Annotated in this window: 1 protein-coding gene; it reads left to right on the top strand. The window is 67.0% G+C overall.

All coding sequences use genetic code 11. The annotated features are described in order from the left end of the window. Nucleotides 1–345: 345 nt before the first annotated feature. Nucleotides 346–893, top strand: a 548-nt coding sequence (locus tag ACLF3G_RS29490) for an ABC transporter substrate-binding protein (RefSeq protein ID WP_430672938.1), incomplete at its 3' end; no start/stop codon positions are given.

Genomic DNA, 893 nt, shown 5'->3' with positions numbered 1-893 from the left:
CAGGCGACGTCGACCCGACCTCCGGCACCGAGGGCGCGCCGCGGGCCGTGTCAGAAGCCCTTGAGCCTGAGACTGCGCGCGACCTGGCCTTTGCCTTCCGAATCAGCACGCTCGCTTGCCACGCCGCCGCTGCCGGGGGAGGGGGGTTTCGGCGCCGCCGGCAAGCCGCTTCCGCTTTCACGCGAAGCCGTTGGACGCCTGATGGACATGGACAAGATGGCCCTGGCCTTCCGGCCTATGCCCACTTCCACGGATACGCGTCGTAGAGCACGGTGGCATTCTCGCCGTACAACCGACGACAGGCCTGGGCTTCGTCTGGACTGAAGGAGATTCGCCGTGAGCTTCATGCAGCGCTTCGCAATCGGACTGTGCCTGTTGCTGACCAGTCCCGCCATGGCGCAGAACCTGCGGATCGGGATCCAGGCGCCACCCAGCACGCTCGACCCACACTGGCTCCTGAACCTGGCCAATACGGGCGCCTTGCGGAACATCTATGACACCCTGGTGTCGCGCGACGACCAGATGCAGCTTCGCCCGAGCCTGGCTGAATCCTGGCGCGTGGTGGACGACACCACCTGGGAGTTCAAGCTGCGCCCCGGCGTGCGCTTCCATGATGGCGCGCCGCTGACCTCGGCTGATGTCGTAGCCTCCTTCCAGCGGGTGCCCAACGTGCCGGGCAACCCCAACCCCTACTCGATCTACCTCTCCGGCGTGACGGCCGTGGAGCCGGTCGATGACCTGACCTTCAACATCCGCACCGCCGGGCCCTTGCCGGCCCTGCCCACCAACCTGACGCAGATCTTCATCGTGCCGCGGTCGGTCGCGCAGAAGGGCAATCCGGCGTTCAACTCCGGCGAGGCTGCGATCGGCACAGGCCCGTTCCGTCTGGTCAG

It is taken from the genome of Falsiroseomonas sp. HC035 (assembly GCF_050563525.1).
Classification (GTDB): Bacteria; Pseudomonadota; Alphaproteobacteria; order Acetobacterales; family Acetobacteraceae; genus Falsiroseomonas.
Note: the sequence above shows the minus strand (reverse complement) of the source record. Positions and strands in the feature narration are given on the sequence as shown.